At 51.3% G+C, this 14,973-nt stretch carries 10 protein-coding genes and 1 pseudogene; all 11 read left to right on the forward strand.

Translation table 11 applies throughout. The features are described from left to right. The first annotated feature begins 11 nt into the window (after positions 1-11). Positions 12-1,553 carry a site-specific DNA-methyltransferase gene (locus QZL71_RS04065; RefSeq protein WP_363912614.1) on the forward strand — a complete coding sequence of 514 codons (1,542 nt, stop codon included), beginning with the start codon at positions 12-14 and terminating at the stop codon, positions 1,551-1,553. Positions 1,554-1,608: 55 nt separating this feature from the next. After that, the gene (locus QZL71_RS13275) at positions 1,609-1,977 is read left to right on the forward strand and encodes a hypothetical protein (protein ID WP_363912617.1); all 369 of its coding nucleotides are present in this window, start codon (positions 1,609-1,611) and stop codon (positions 1,975-1,977) included. Next, positions 1,977-2,333: a hypothetical protein gene (locus QZL71_RS04070; protein ID WP_294647885.1), complete on the forward strand. Its 357-nt coding sequence runs from the start codon at positions 1,977-1,979 to the stop codon at positions 2,331-2,333. Before QZL71_RS13275 ends, QZL71_RS04070 begins: the two co-directional genes overlap by 1 nt. Positions 2,334-2,348: 15 nt before the next feature. Then, positions 2,349-3,404 carry a virulence RhuM family protein gene (locus tag QZL71_RS04075; RefSeq protein WP_294647887.1) on the forward strand — a complete coding sequence of 352 codons (1,056 nt, stop codon included), beginning with the start codon at positions 2,349-2,351 and terminating at the stop codon, positions 3,402-3,404. After that, positions 3,394-6,531: a type III restriction-modification system endonuclease gene (locus QZL71_RS04080; RefSeq protein WP_294647888.1), complete on the forward strand. Its 3,138-nt coding sequence runs from the start codon at positions 3,394-3,396 to the stop codon at positions 6,529-6,531. The genes QZL71_RS04075 and QZL71_RS04080 overlap by 11 nt, the downstream gene beginning before the upstream one ends. An 864-nt stretch (positions 6,532-7,395) precedes the next feature. Then, entirely contained in the window at positions 7,396-7,818 is a 423-nt protein-coding gene (locus QZL71_RS04085) for a hypothetical protein (protein WP_294647890.1), read from the forward strand. 1,051 nt (positions 7,819-8,869) lie between these two features. Next, entirely contained in the window at positions 8,870-9,886 is a 1,017-nt protein-coding gene (locus QZL71_RS04090; RefSeq protein ID WP_294647892.1) for a hypothetical protein, read from the forward strand. Positions 9,887-9,965: 79 nt separating this feature from the next. Then, the gene (locus QZL71_RS04095) at positions 9,966-11,258 is read left to right on the forward strand and encodes a virulence-associated E family protein (RefSeq protein ID WP_294647895.1); all 1,293 of its coding nucleotides are present in this window, start codon (positions 9,966-9,968) and stop codon (positions 11,256-11,258) included. 278 nt (positions 11,259-11,536) lie between these two features. After that, positions 11,537-11,758 (forward strand): excisionase, encoded by a 222-nt coding sequence (locus tag QZL71_RS04100; RefSeq protein WP_294647900.1) that lies wholly within the window; start codon positions 11,537-11,539, stop codon positions 11,756-11,758. A 106-nt stretch (positions 11,759-11,864) separates the two neighbouring features. Then, positions 11,865-13,019 carry a site-specific integrase gene (locus QZL71_RS04105; RefSeq protein WP_294647897.1) on the forward strand — a complete coding sequence of 385 codons (1,155 nt, stop codon included), beginning with the start codon at positions 11,865-11,867 and terminating at the stop codon, positions 13,017-13,019. 385 nt (positions 13,020-13,404) lie between these two features. Beyond that, a pseudogene (locus QZL71_RS04110) lies at positions 13,405-14,973 on the forward strand (LuxR family transcriptional regulator); the annotation flags it as partial.

Genomic DNA, 14,973 nt, shown 5'->3' on the forward strand with positions numbered 1-14,973 from the left:
GTATCGTCATTATGGAAAACTTGAAAATGCACAGCCTTGACGGCGTGCAGCGCAACATAGATTTAATTGGCAAGCTATTCCCCAACGCCATTACCGAGGTAAAACGTGACGGCAAAGTAGAACACGCTATTGATTTTGACGTTCTGCGGCAGGAGCTTTCCGACTCCATCGTGGAGGGTCGGGAAGAGCGTTACCAGTTTACATGGCCGGACAAGAAAAAGGCGATGCTGGCGGCAAATGCGCCCATTACGGCAACGCTGCGTCCGGTGGCAGCTGACAGTGTGGGCAAAGATGGCACACCCGGCGGTTTTGACAGTGAAAACCTCTATATCGAGGGCGACAACCTTGAAGTGCTGAAGCTGTTGCAGGAAACCTATCTTGGTAAAATCAAGATGATCTACATCGATCCTCCGTACAACACCGGCAACGACTTTGTATACGAGGATGACTTTGCTCAGAGTGCGGATGAGTATCTTGCAAACAGCGGGCAGTACGACGAGGACGGCAATCGCATGGTGCAGAACACCGAAAGCAACGGTCGTTTCCATACCGATTGGCTGAATATGATCTATCCGCGACTGAAACTGGCAAAGGATTTGCTGCGGGATGACGGTGTTATATTTATTAGTATTGATGATAATGAAGTGGAAAACCTAAAAAAAGTATGTGATGAGATTTTTGGTTCAGATAATTTTCTTGCAAACATCATAATCGAAAATGATTCGCGCGTCCGTTCATACGATTCGATTGCTATAACGCATGAATACACCTTGTTCTATAGAAAAAGTATGGCATTCACTGCGAATGTTCTTGAAGATCCAGAAAAAAAGTTTCAGTATAAAGACGAACAGGGTGGATATGATTTATATGAATTACGAAATCGTAATTCTGATTTTAATGCTGATAATCGTCCGAATTTATACTATCCTTTTTGGGTGAATCCAAACAGGAAATATGATAACGATCTATATGAAATAGCGTTGGAAGCCAGAGATGGGTGGATAAAATTTTACCCTCAGGAATCACAGGGGATAAAAACAGTTTGGCGTTGGGGAAAAGAAAGAGCACGGCAGAATCTCAACACTGTCATATTCGGTCGTTTGGCAAGTGGTGGATGGCAAGTAGTTAAAAAATATCGTGAGTCAACATATGCTTTGAAATCAATCTGGCAGGGGGCAGACTTTTTATCCGATCGAGGTACGCTTGCATTCAAAAAGCTGTTCGACAATAAACGCATATTTACATTTCCCAAACCCTTAGAAATAGTAAAGCGATGCATGGAACTTAGCTGCACATCTCAAGACTATATTCTTGATTTCTTCTCCGGCTCTGCCACTACCGCCCACGCAGTTATGCAGTTAAATGCAGAGGATGGCGGACACCGCAAGTTCATTATGGTTCAGCTTCCCGAAAAATGCGATGAAAAATCTGAAGCCTATAAAGCAGGATACAAGAACATCTGCAAAATCGGCAAGGAGCGTATCCGCCGTGCGGGCAAGCAAATACTGTCCGCAGGGGGGGGGACAGTTATCATTCTCCGAGACGCAGCCTGACCAGAGCACCCCCATCGACATTGGGTTCCGCTGCCTGCGTCTGGACAGCAGCAATATGGAAAACGTCTACTATACGCCGGAGGAGACCCAACAGCAGGATCTGTTCTCTCTGGTGGATAACGTTAAACCCGACCGCACCCCGGAAGATCTGCTTTTCCAGGTGATGCTGGATCTGGGTGTGCTGCTGTCCAGTCCCATTGAGGTGAAAGAGATTGCGGGCAAAAAGGTGTTCAACGTGGCAGACGGCTTCTTGCTGGCCTGCTTCGACCATGATGTGACGGAGGAGACTGTCAAGGCCATTGCTAAGATGAAGCCGTACTATGCTGTTTTCCGTGACAGCTCCATGGCAAACGACAGTGTTGCGACAAACTTTGACCAGATTTTTGAAACGTATAGCCCGGAAACGGTAAGGAAGGTACTGTGATGGATTTTAATGGTATTAACTTACCTGATTTAACCCCAAGAATAGATACCTCGTTTATTGATGAAATGAATAGGCGAAATCAGGAAGTGATTGATAGCATTACGCCACTGAACGAGATTCTTGCAGAGGAAATAAAACCAATACTTGAAGGAAATCAGAAAGTGGTAGAGGGACTTAATGATAACTATTCAAAACTTAACGATTTGTACCTGCTGAAGGAGAAAGAGCTGGAAGAAAGCAAACAGGAAGCTGAAAAAGCAAAAAAGTATAATACAAAGATGCTGATTATTGCCCTTGTTTCTGCGGGTATTGCGTTAGCTTCGCTTGTTGCTACTATCCTTATTGCTCTTCTTTAATGGTGAAAATGTGATATGGATGATAAAAAGAAAAAAGAACTTGCTATTCGCAGTTCAGCGGCAGAATATTTGACTTTTGTGGCTTCTACGGGTGAGAGCGATGCAAGCTATGAAATGCGCTATGAGGATGAAAACATCTGGCTGACGCAGAAGATGATGGCGGCACTGTATGATGTGGATGTGCGCACGGTCAACGAGCATATCAAAAAAATCTATGCGGACGGCGAACTGACCGAGCAGGCAACTATCCGGAAATTCCGGATAGTTCAGACCGAGGGCACTCGTCAGGTCAATCGGGAACTGACGCATTATAATTTGCAGATGATTATTGCCGTGGGCTTCAAGGTGAACAATCAGCGTGCTGTGCAGTTCCGCAAGTGGGCGGGGCAGATCGTCAAGGATCACACCATTCAGGGCTGGACAATGGATGTGGAACGCCTGAAAAAGGGTCACATGTTCACGGATGAATACTTTGAGCGGCAGCTGCAGCAGATCCGGGAAATTCGTCTGTCGGAGCGCAAGTTCTATCAGAAAGTAACGGATCTGTACGCAACAGCGTTTGATTATGACAGGGATGCAAAAACGACCCGGCGGTTCTTCCAGACGGTTCAGAATAAGATGCACTATGCTGTGCATCGCCACACGGCGGCAGAACTGATCGTGGAGCGTGCCGATGCCAACAAGGAGCACATGGGGCTTACCACATGGGAAAATGCGCCGGATGGGAAAATCCTGAAAGCGGATGTGACAGTAGCCAAAAACTACCTGAGCAAAGAGGAAATGAACTATCTGGAGCGAATCGTGTCGCTCTATCTGGATTATGCCGAGCTGCAGGCCGAGCGCAAGATCCCCATGAGCATGGAGGACTGGGCAAAGCGGCTGGACGGTTTTCTGGAGTTCAACGGCAATGAACTGCTGACAGGCCCCGGTAAAATCAGCGCAGAACAGGCCAAACTCCACGCAGAAACCGAATACGAAAAGTATCGTGTCATTCAGGATCGCCTGTATGAGAGCGATTTTGACCGGTTCCTGATGCTGGAGCAGGAGGTAAACCACAAAGATGAAGTTTAGTTTTAAGATTCAGCAGTACCAGACGGATGCTGTGGATGCGGTGGCACGGGTCTTTCAGGGTCAGCCCTATAATGCAGGTGTGTCTTACCTGCGGGATATGGGAAGTCTGTCTGCACAGCCGCAGCAGTTGAGCCTTGTTTCCAGTGGGGACGATGCAACACAGGTGGAGTTGCTGGATTTGATCAACGATTCCGGTTTTAAGAACGAAGCACTCCAACTAACCGACCAGGAGCTGCTTCAGAACATCCGCGCGTTGCAAGCAGAAGCAAACATCCATCAGTCGGACAAGTTGGTGGCACCGCTGGGCAGGTGTTCTCTGGATATTGAGATGGAAACCGGCACAGGCAAGACCTATGTTTACATCAAGACCATGTTCGAGCTGAACAAGCGGTATGGTTGGAGCAAATTTATCGTTGTTGTGCCGAGTATCGCCATCCGTGAAGGCGTAAAGAAGTCCTTTGAGATCACTGCCGATCACTTTATGGAGTGCTACGGCAAAAAGGCACGGTTCTTTATCTACAACAGCAGCAACCTGAATCAGTTGGATTCCTTTTCCAGCAATTCCGGCATCAATGTCATGATCATCAACACGCAGGCGTTTGCCGCCTCCATGAACGAGGACAAGAACGTGGAAGGCCGCAAGGGTGATGCCGCTGCGAGAATTATCTACACCAAGCGGGATGAGTTCGGCTCCCGCCGCCCGATTGATGTGATTGCCGCCAACCGCCCGATCCTGATTCTGGACGAACCGCAGAAGATGGGCAAAGAGGACTCTGCCACTCAGAAAGCCCTGAAAAAGTTCAATCCACTTTTCACACTGAATTACTCTGCTACCCACGCCAAGCAGCATAATCTGATTTACGTTCTGGATGCGCTGGACGCTTACAATAAGCGACTGGTCAAGAAAATCGAAGTCAAAGGCTTTGAGGTCAAAAATCTGCGTGGTACGGACAAGTATCTGTATCTGGAAAGCATCATCATCTCCCCGAAGAATCCGCCACGGGCAAAAGTGGAGATGGAGGTCAGCTACCAGAACGGCACGAAGCGAGAGTTCCATATGCTGGATGTGGGCGATAATCTCTATTATAAATCCGGGGAAATGGAGCAGTACAAGGGCTTCGTAGTGTCGGAAATCGACCCGATCACGGGTGTTGTGACTTTTACGAACGGCGATACCATCCGCAAAGGTGATGTTACCGGCGACGTTTCCGAAAATGATATGCGCCGGGTGCAGATCCATGAAACGATCCTTTCGCACTTTGAAAAAGAGCAGGAACTTTTCAAACTTGGCATCAAGACACTTTCGCTGTTTTTCATCGACGAAGTGGCAAAATACCGCCAGTACGATGAAGACGGAAACGAGCTGCTGGGCGAGTACGGCAAGATTTTTGAGCAGGAGTATCTTTCGGTTCTGAATGAGCATCGCACCCTGTTCGACCCTGCTTATACAGCCTATCTGGATTCAACCGATGTGCATGATGTCCACAAGGGCTATTTCAGCATCGACAAGAAAGGTCACAGCGTCAACAGTTCGGTCAAGCGTGGCTCAGATATGTCGGATGACATTTCTGCCTATGACCTGATCCTGAAAAATAAGGAACGTCTGCTGTCCTTTGAAGAGCCGACCCGGTTCATCTTCTCCCACTCTGCCCTGCGGGAAGGCTGGGATAACCCGAATGTGTTCCAAATCTGCACCCTGAAGCACAGCGACAGCACCACGCAGAAGCGGCAGGAAGTAGGCCGTGGTCTGCGTCTGTGCGTGAATAAGGACGGAAACCGCATGGATGCGGAAGTGCTGGGAGATAAGGTGCAGGATATCAACGTCCTGACCGTTATTGCCAGCGAGAGCTATGCAGGATTTGTAGACGGACTGCAAAAGCAGACCGAAGCAGTGCTGTATGATCGCCCCCGCAAGGCAGACATTGCATATTTCACCGGCAAGACCATCAGGTTGGATGGCAAAATTGTCAAGGTGGATGACCGTCAGGCACGGGCAATTTATCAGTATCTTGTCCGCAATAACTATGTGGATGAGCAGGATAATGTCACGCAGGACTACCGGGACGATGTGCAGACCGGAACACTTGCACCGGTGCCGGAAACGCTGAAGCCCATTGAAGAGGGCGTGCACACGCTTGTGCAGGCAATTTATGATGACAGTATGCTCAAGTCTATGTTTGAGGATGGCAACAAGCCGAAAGTGCTGGAAAATCCGCTGAACGACCGGTTTGAAAAGGCAGAGTTCCAGAAGCTCTGGCAGACGATCAACCACAAATACGCCTATACGGTGGATTTTGATTCTGAGGAATTGATTCAGAAAGCAATCGTACACATCGACAGCGAGTTGTACGTCAGCCGGTTGCAATATACCGTCACCTATGCTGGTCAGAAAGATGTTCTGAGTGCCGATATGGTGCGGGAAGGCAGCAGCTTCAGAGATGCCAAGAGCAGAACAAAAAAATTAGAACATGACTACGCAGGTCAGGTTGCGTATGACCTGATCGGCAAAATTGCAGAGGGCACAACGCTGACCCGGCATACCGTTGCACGGATTTTGCAGGGCATCAAGCCGACAACCTTTGCGATGTACCAGAACAACCCAGAAGAATTTATCGCAAAGGTGATCCGGCTGGTCAAGGAGCAGAAAGCTACCATGATCGTGGAGCATATCACCTATGATACCATTGAGGGCAGCTACGACAGCAGCATCTTTACGGCAGAGAAACACGCTCTGACGATGGATAAGGCTTACAAGGCACAAAAGGCGATTCAGGATTACGTTTTCACCGATGGCACAGCGGAAAAGAGCGTGGAACGGAAGTTTGCGGAAAATCTGGATGGTGCAGAGGAAGTCTTTATCTATGCAAAACTGCCGAAAGGCTTCTATATTCCGACCCCGGTTGGACACTACTCCCCGGACTGGGCAATCGTGTTCCATGAGGGCAAGGTGAAACACATCTATTTTGTAGCAGAAACCAAAGGCACGATGGAAAGCCTGAACTTGCGCCCAATCGAGAAGTCCAAGATCGACTGCGCCAAGAAGCTCTTCGCAAAATTGTCAGATGGTCTTGTGACATACGACCATGTGGACAGCTATCAAGAGCTGATGAATAAGGTACTGCAGTGACCAGTACAAAATGAATCATGAAGCGGCTGTTTGCGTAGATGCAGATGGCCGCTTCTGCATTTGACATCCTGATCGGGAGTGTGAGCGATAATATAGGGCTGCGATGAGTTTGAACGAATCAGCGATGCAATCGCACAGTCTGCATCCACCGGATGCAGTTCAAGGGTTTGACTTTCCCAACAAGTGTTTGGCAACGCAAAAATGGTCTTTGTATAACCTCTTGCTAGCGCTATGAGGCCTCTCAAAACGCCTCCCAAATTTGAAAATCACTTTGCAAGAATGATCGTCCGTTTTCAAGCTCAACTTGAAGTGGACGGTTGTTTTTCTGCTCAAAAAAGTTCCGAGTTGGTATTCCATTACAAACAGAACAAGTTGTCCTGTTCGCTCTTTTTACCAAAGTTTCCCTTGCTTTTTCTGACAAGCTGCCGAAAGTGTCGTGTTTTCAAAACTTTTTGTTGACACGGCTCGATTTTTGTGGGAGTCTATCCCAACAATTTAATATAACATATTTACTTAGAATTCCAGCTCGACTCCCGAAGGAGCCGGAGCAAGTTTTTGACTTTCTTATCGCTACATAACGAACCCGAACCAAGGCCATCCCAGAAGGGATGGTCAGGTTCAGGTTGTTGTGTGGCGATCTTTTTATTGCCAAATCCAGCGCCGAACCTTGAAAACCGCATGACCGTCTGCATGGGATACCCGGCGATGACCTCGCAAAAGCGAGCCGGAAAACGCCGCCGGAAGGGGGCAGGAAATCCATGCAGGGAGAACGGCTAAACGTTGATTCCTCAGTTACCAGAAAACAATGTGGTCAAATTGACCACATTGTTTTTCTGTAACGCCAGTGAAAGGAGGGTCATCTCCATGTATATGACAAACGAAGAATGGGAGCAGAACAATCAGGATTATTTGAAAGAATCGTATGAGGAAACGGGCTTTACCGCCGGAGGATACGCCGTCCACAAACTTATCTGCGGCGGCTGCGGTCGGGTGTTCTACACCACCATCTACACCAAGAAATACTGTCACAGCTACTGGTGCGGCAATCAGGCCAACAATCTGCGGCAGCGGGAATACCGCCAAATGCGCCGTCAGGATTTGGTCTGCCAGTGCTGCGGTGAAAAATTCACGCCCAAACGTGCAGATGCCCGCTATTGCAGCAACTCCTGCCGACAAAAAGTCTATCGAAAACGTGTTACAGATGCTGCAAGTACTCAAAATGAGCACATCGTTTTTCGTACCGTCTCAAGGTCTGTTGAAAATCAGGTGCCGCCACCCGGCACTTGATTTTACCCGTAACAGAATCAGTTGGTCATTTTGGCCAACTGAAAAAGCCGGACGAGCTGTCCATTCCAGGACAGCTTGCCCGGAGCAAGAGTGCAGAGAGGTGCGGGTCGCCTGCGGCGACCTCAAAAGGCCACTGGCCTTTTGAAGCACCGACCGAGCCGACAGGCGAGACCAGCTCTTTGAAGGGAGTCAAGGGGGAACGCCTTGCCCAGTGATATGATGCTGTGCGTCATATCCTACTGGGTATTATCTGGCGCAAAACGGCGGCAGATCCAGCAGCTCCGCTGCTGCGTTTTTCCACGCCAAGCTGTTGAAATGAAGGAAGCTCCTGCTAAACCTTATACCAAAATCAGGAAAAAGTAATCAAAACGGGTTCACCTGGGGGCCAATAATAGGCCTGAGAAGCCCACGACTTTAGTGATTTCAGGTGCTATGATAATTGCAGAGATGCAGCATCTTAATGATTTTTCGCAAAGAAAGAATAGCGATGCAACAAGAAATGGGAACGATGCTTCCTACTTTCACTGAAAATTAGGAACTCACAGTTCCTGTTCGACTATGAGTTTCTCTGTTATACTTTTCTTGCAGAGCGAAAGCAAACTCTTCTAAGCAGAAAGCGACAAACGCCATGATCTCCCACTGAGGGAAGGAGCGATAGGCCACTTTCTTTGCAGTATGACAACCACATAAATCCTTTTTTGAAAGGACTACCTCTCGATTCCGAGAGAAGATTTCAAGACACGGTCTTGAAATGCGAGACCCGTTGCTTAGAAGAATTGTATCACTCCTGTGATTTGATCGCACGAGTGGCCATACACAAAAAATACAGGAAAAGAGGGATGTCTATCTGAAATTAACACGACACAACGGACGAGCTGGAACCCACGGCACCTATAACCCAAAGCACAATGACCGCAGTTTCAACCTTGCCAACAGTGAACACATCGACTCGGAACGAGCAAAGGGCAATATCTACTGGGACTGCTATCATGGCATCCGTTCTGCATCCGACAAGGATAGACAGACTGCTGCGTTCAGCGATGTGGAGAAGATGTTCTATGAAATCCACTACTCTCACTTTGTGGAGAACCAGAATGCTCGCAATGCAAAGATTCGTCATACCGAGCGCAACCGAACCATAGAGGACTTGCTTGCCGGAAAGAAAACCTGCCCAGAAGAAACCATCTACCAGTTCGGAACGTTGGACGAACACGCATCGGTGGAAGATCTGGTTCTGGTGGTAACGGAGTTCATTGCTGAATTTCATGAACGGTTTGGTGCTCATGTGCACCTGCTGGACTGGGCACTGCATCTGGACGAAAGCACACCCCACATCCACGAGCGTCATGTGTTCGACTGCGAAAACAAGTACGGCGAGATGGCACCCCAGCAGGAAAAGGCATTGGAAGCACTGGGCTTCGAGCTGCCCGACCCGGACAAGCCCCTCAGCCGCCGCAACAACCGCAAGATCACCTTTGATGCCGCCTGCCGAAAGATGCTGTTTGAGATCGCCAAGCGGCATGGTCTGGAATTGGAGGAAGAAGCGGAGTATGGCAACCGCAAATATTTGGAAAAGCAGGACTTCATCCTTGCCAAGCAGAAGGAACAGCTTGCCATCCAGCAGAGCAAGCTGGACGAATTGACCCTCAAGGTCAGCGACATGGAAACGCTGATCGATGAAGTTTCGGCAGCAGCCTACGTCAAGGCGGTGGAGGTCGTGACGGACGTGGTACGCACCGAGACCCGCAAGGAAGATATGCGGATGATCGAGGACACGAAGAAGTGGGTGCTGTCCCCGGAACGCAAGGCTCCGCAGTCCACGAGAGAGTATGCCGCCCATCGGTTGGACACCGTGCTGGACAAGTTCCTCAAGACTATGCAGACCACCGCTACACGTCTGCAAGAGAAGCTGCTGAAGCCGGAAGTTCGGCAGAAAGGCAAAGAACAGGTCAAGGAGAAAGCACGGGATTCCGTTCTGCAACTGCTGAATCGCTTGCAGGCAGAGCAGACACAGTGGAAGCCCGGAGAACCGCATCTTGCGGAAAACTCGAAAAGTCGTTTTCAATAATAGTACGAGGTGATGTTTATTGAGCAAAGAAGTCAATCAAGAAGAACGTACGCCCCGAACCGTTGAAGATGTGAAAGAAATGCTGACTAAGCACTCCAACGGCGAAATCCAGCGGACGATTCAAAACTGCATCACGATTTTGCAGAACGACCATGTGCTGGCCGATGCCATCCGGCTGAATCTGTTGAGCGAGCGCATCGACATCGTAAAGCCTGTGGGTTGGCCTCGCTCCGGCAAGACGCTGAACGACATCGATATGAAGTATATCCTGCGCCGGATGGAGAAATACGGTATTTCCAGCGAGAAGAAAATTGAATCGGCCATCCGCATCGTTGCCAACGAGAACCGCTACCACCCCATCCGGGATTACCTGAATGGTCTGAAATGGGATGGAACAGAGCGGATTGCCCACGTTCTGCACCATTTTCTCGGTGCTGCGGAGGACGAGTACACTTGCGAAGCTATGAAAATTTTCCTGCTGGGAGCCATCAAGCGGGTGTTCCAGCCGGGATGCAAATTTGAAACCATGCTCTGTCTGGTGGGCGGTCAGGGTGCGGGGAAGTCCACCTTCTTCCGTCTGCTGGCCGTTAAGGACGAGTGGTTTTCGGATGACATGCGGCGGCTGGACGATGACAACGTGTACCGCAAGCTGCAAGGTCACTGGATCATTGAAATGTCGGAGATGATTGCCACCGCCAATGCCAAAAGCATCGAGGAAATCAAGAGCTTTCTCAGCAAGCAGAAGGAAACCTATAAAGTCCCCTACGAAACACATCCTGCCGACCGTCTGCGCCAGTGTGTTTTTGCTGGCACGACCAACCGGCAGGATTTTTTGCCCCGTGACCGCACGGGCAATCGCCGCTTCATCCCCATCCCGGTGGATGCGGAACTGGCCGAAGTTCACATTCTGGACAATGAGGAGGAATCTCGCACCTATATCGACCAGCTCTGGGCAGAAGCCATGACGATTTACAACAGCGGTAATTACAAGCTGGCGTTCAGCCCCGCCATGCAGGAAACGCTGCAAGTCCATCAGCAGGACTTCATGCAGGAGGATGCGCAGGCTGGCATGATCTACGCCTTTCTGGAGGACTACACGGGTGACCGGGTGTGTTCCAAGCAGCTTTATGCGGAAGCGCTGGGCAACACGAACATCCCGGCTGAGTGGGAGACCCGTGCTATCTGTGAGATCATGAACACGGGAATTTCGCGCGGCGATATCCAAGGCTGGCAGGCGCACAAGACCGCCAAGCGTTACCCGAAGTACGGTGTTCAGAAAGGCTGGGAGCGCGTAACCAGCCCCGAAACCGGGGCTGAAAATTTCTCCGAAATGACGGATGCGGAAGCCAAGCAGCTGAGCTTTCCCTTCTGATGGACATCGGTTACACGTCTGGTTACAGATTCGGTTACACCTTAGTTACGGCGCAACTGCCGCATGGCTGCTGCGTTTTCCGCTTTCTGTAACCAAGTAACCTTAAAAAGATAAGAAGAAGTATAAAGCCCACCGAATGCCCTGCGTACAGAAAAAGAGAGTTTTCCTGCCCGGTTACAGGCGTTCGGTTACAAGGAAGTGGAGGTCTGCCTATGAAGGAAGTTCGCGTTTGCGAAGCAATGAAGTCCCCGGTGGGGACTTTAAGCGACGGAACGGTCTTGCATCAGCAAGATGGAGGGACCAAGCCCCGACAAGTTCCGATTTGGGAAAAGAGCAATTTAACGCTGGAGGAAGCTGCGGCTTATTCCGGCATTGGCATCAATAAACTGCGTGAGATTACCAACGAGGATAAGTGCAAATTTGTCCTTTGGGTGGGCAACAAGCGTTTGATCAAGCGCCGTCTGTTTGATTGCTTTATCGAGCAGGCGTATTCTATTTGAGAATGATGCAACGTCTTTTCTATTCGATATCGGTGGAAATCGCATAGTCGGTATGGTATACTAAAATCAACCCCTATATGCGCTTTTCACAGAAAGGAGTTTCTAAATGCCTGAAAAGCGCAAGGATAGCAAGGGCCGTGTTTTGAAGGATGGCGAAAGCCAGAGAGCAAACGGCACCTACGACTATCGTTATACCGATATCCACAAGAAACGGCGTTGTATTTACGCTAAATCCCTGACAGAGCTGCGGAAAAAAGAGGAAGAACTGTGGCGCGATTTGGCAGACGGCATCGACTACGCCGCCGGAGAGATGACGGTGGCTGATCTGGTTGACCGCTATATGAACCTGAAACGTGGGTTGAAACCCAATTCACTTCGGTCGTACAACACAGCGGTCAAGCGGATTCATGCTGACCCTTTCGGGCAAAAAGCCATCAAAACGGTAAAATTGTCCGATGCGAAAGGCTGGTTCGTGTTTCTGCATGACAGCGGTTTCAAGCAAAACACCATAGGAATCCTGCAAAGCGTTGTCAGACCGGCGTTTGAGATGGCGGTAGAGGATGACATCATCCGCAAGAATCCATTTAAGTTCAAGCTGTCGGACGTTGTGCCGAAGGACGCTTATGTGCGCAATGCCCTGACCAGAGAGCAGCAGATGAAATATCTGCAATTCGTTCAGGACTACGGTGGCAACTATTATGATGATATCGTCATTCTTATGGGAACTGGCTTGCGTGTGAGCGAGCTGTACGGCCTGACACGAGCAGATATCGACTTTGAGCGGCACTGCATCCATGTCCGGCGGCAGCTTTGCCGGACGGCTGAAAAGCCTTACTTTGTCACACCGCCGAAAACAAAAAGCGGTATCCGCAATGTTCCCATGACAGATACCGTTTGTGCAGCGTTGCGGCGTGTAGTAAAAGCCAGAGCGTCCACGAAAGTGGAAGCGCTGGTGGATGGTTGCAGCGGATTCCTCTTTCTGGACAAGTCCGGAATGCCGAAGGTGGCAATGCACTTGGAAAACTATATGCGTGGCGTGCAGGGAAAGTTTGAGAAGGCGTACAGCAAACCTGTTCCGCGCATTACACCTCATGTGCTGCGACACACCTTCTGCACCAATGTTCAGCAGGCCGGGCTGGATGTAAAAAGCCTGCAATACCTGATGGGACACTCCAATGCCAGTGTGACGTTGGATGTCTACACGCACAGCAGCTTTGAATCGGTTGAAAGAGCCTTTGAACAGATCGCCGGCAACCTGTGATTTTCGACGCATGAAGCGGAATTTCTTACGCCGAAACTTACGCCAAAACTTACGCCAATCACCCGGTAAGTGGCGTAGATTTGCGTAGAAAAGCGTGGATCGTGCAAAAACGGAGAATCTGGAAAAATCGGCTTGTGGCCTTGATAATTCTACAAAAGTCTACGTTTCCCGATATTCGTGATTCGGCTCCAAAAGTGTGGTTTGGAAGGGCGGCATGTACTAAGCCAAAACCGCCGCTCCCAAGAATCCCAATTTATAAAAAGAACGCAGGCAGAACTTTTCGCAAAGGCGAAGGCTCTGCCTGCTTTTTTGCACCCCTGCCGCACTTTTCTCTTCGCCGCAAATGTGCTACAATAGCCTTAGCATAAGGAAAAGGGGAACGCGCATGGCCAGAAACAGGCAGAACCTGAACATCATCTACATCTCGGACCGAATGCGGGAGACGCTGCGGCCCATAGCGTCCTGTGCGCTCACGGCGGTGGTGGCCCCCATGGGCTACGGTAAAACGACGGCAGTGCGCTGGTTCTTGGCAGAGCAGGCCAAGGCGGGGGCCGTGGTGCTGCAAGCCAGCATCTACTCGGATAACCGCTCCATCTTCTGGAAAAGCGTGCAGAAGGCCTTTGCCGCCGCCGGGCTGACGGTGCTGGAGGGCTACGACTGCCCCGCTGACGCCAGCGGCGCGGCTTTGCTGCTGGAGGACCTGTGTGCTGCGCTGGGCGGCAAAACGCCCTACTATCTTTTTCTGGACGATTTCCACCTGCTGGGGGACGAGCGGGTGGCGCAGTTTTTGTGTCGGCTGGCCTACCGCCTGCCCGAGAACGTCCACCTTATCGTGGCCAGCCGCAACCGCTTTCTGCCCGGGGAGCAGGTGGTGCGGCTGGGGCGGCGGCTCCACCGCATCGAGGCCGACGGCCTCCGCCTGAACCGGGAGGAGCTGCTGGCCTACACCCACCGCTGCGGCGTGGAGATCACCGCCGCCCAGGCCGAGAGCCTGCTGCGCTCCTGCGAGGGGTGGTTCTCCGCCGTCTACCTGAACCTCCATGCCCTGGCCGAGCGGGGGAGCCTGCTGCAGCTGGGGTCGGACATCTACGCCATGTTCACCGCCGCCATGCTGGAGTCCCTGCCCGAGAAGACCCGGGGCTTCCTCGCTGTGATGGGGCTGGCCGATGAGTTCACGGTGGAGATGGCCCGGGCTGTCACCGCCCTGCCCGACGCGGAGGAGGTGCTGCGGGCCCTCACCCAGCAAAACGCCTTTGTCACCCGCCTGCCGGACGGGGTGAGCTTCCGCTTCCACCACATGATGAAAGAGTGCGCCGAGCGGCTCTTTGCCCAGCTGCCCGCCGCCCGGCAAACGGAGGTCTGGCAGCGGTATGGCCGCTGGTATGCCCAAAAAGCCCAGTACCTCCACGCTTTGCAGGCCTTTGAGCACTGCGGCGACCGCGACGCAGCCCTTGCCGTCATCGAGGCGGACGCGGGGGATCTGCTTGCCTCCCTCAGCCCCGCCGAGCTGCTGCAGCGGCTGGACCGCTGCCCGGTGGAAGCGCTGCAGCGCCACCCGCTGGCCATTCTGGTGCTGATGCGCCGGATGTTCACCTGGCAGCAGATCCCCAAAATGATGGAGCTGAAAGCCCTGCTGGAAGCCGCCGTGGCCCAACACCCCGAGTGGCCCGCCGCCGAGCGGGGCAACCTGCTGGGGGAGTGCGACCTCATCCAGAGCTTCTTGTTCTACAACGACATCACCCAGATGAGCCGCCTCCACCGCAGCGCCAGCCGCCAGATGAGCCGCCCCGCCGTCACCCTGCGCAACAGCGGCAGCTGGACCTTCGGCTCCCCCTCGGTGCTGATGATGTACTACCGCGCCCCCGGGGAGCTGGGCAAAGAACTGGCCGAAATGTACGAGTGTATGCCCCATTACTATAAGATCACCAACGGCCACGGCCAGGGGGCCGAGCTT

It is taken from the genome of uncultured Faecalibacterium sp. (assembly GCF_900066275.1).
GTDB classification, from domain to species: domain Bacteria; phylum Bacillota; class Clostridia; order Oscillospirales; family Ruminococcaceae; genus Faecalibacterium; species Faecalibacterium taiwanense.

Coding starts and splice junctions, on each gene's coding strand:
- QZL71_RS04070 (WP_294647885.1), top strand. CDS start 1,977: ATGGATTTTAATGGTATTAACTTACCTGATTTAACCCCAAGAATAGAT.
- QZL71_RS13275 (WP_363912617.1), top strand. CDS start 1,609: ATGGAAAACGTCTACTATACGCCGGAGGAGACCCAACAGCAGGATCTG.
- QZL71_RS04080 (WP_294647888.1), top strand. CDS start 3,394: ATGAAGTTTAGTTTTAAGATTCAGCAGTACCAGACGGATGCTGTGGAT.
- QZL71_RS04090 (WP_294647892.1), top strand. CDS start 8,870: ATGTTCTATGAAATCCACTACTCTCACTTTGTGGAGAACCAGAATGCT.
- QZL71_RS04105 (WP_294647897.1), top strand. CDS start 11,865: ATGCCTGAAAAGCGCAAGGATAGCAAGGGCCGTGTTTTGAAGGATGGC.
- QZL71_RS04075 (WP_294647887.1), top strand. CDS start 2,349: ATGGATGATAAAAAGAAAAAAGAACTTGCTATTCGCAGTTCAGCGGCA.
- QZL71_RS04085 (WP_294647890.1), top strand. CDS start 7,396: ATGTATATGACAAACGAAGAATGGGAGCAGAACAATCAGGATTATTTG.
- QZL71_RS04095 (WP_294647895.1), top strand. CDS start 9,966: ATGCTGACTAAGCACTCCAACGGCGAAATCCAGCGGACGATTCAAAAC.
- QZL71_RS04065 (WP_363912614.1), top strand. CDS start 12: ATGGAAAACTTGAAAATGCACAGCCTTGACGGCGTGCAGCGCAACATA.